Raw genomic sequence first — 304 nt, 5'->3', positions numbered from 1 at the left:
CACGTTTATTAGAAAAACTTTTAAAGAACCCTAGTCGTGGCCGCTTAATATTACTACGTACAGATTGAAACTCTATTGAACTTAAAAGAGATAAGGGAACAGGGACTTGAGATGCTTCAAAGAAATGAGCAGACAACAAAAGTTCTCTGTGATGGACTAATATGCCGTAAGAAGAATTTTAGAGACTTTAATTTGGAATTTCCAAAAGGAATTGGCTCTAGTAGTTACTTCGATGATATGAAGGCCCTATATTGCCAGGATATCAGAGATCTTAAAGCGGAAGACGAGCCTGAGTTAGCGAGTC

Annotated in this window: 1 protein-coding gene; it reads left to right on the top strand. The window is 37.8% G+C overall.

What is annotated here, in order from left to right:
- Window positions 1–111 precede the first annotated feature (111 nt).
- Window positions 112–304, top strand: a 193-nt coding sequence (locus M901_RS03580; RefSeq protein WP_021276818.1) for a hypothetical protein, incomplete at its 3' end; no start/stop codon positions are given.

The organism is Bacteriovorax sp. DB6_IX (assembly GCF_000447775.1).
In the GTDB taxonomy this organism is placed as follows: domain Bacteria; phylum Bdellovibrionota; class Bacteriovoracia; order Bacteriovoracales; family Bacteriovoracaceae; genus Halobacteriovorax_A.
The sequence above is the reverse complement of the archived record's forward strand: the minus strand, read 5'-3'. Positions and strand labels throughout refer to the sequence as shown.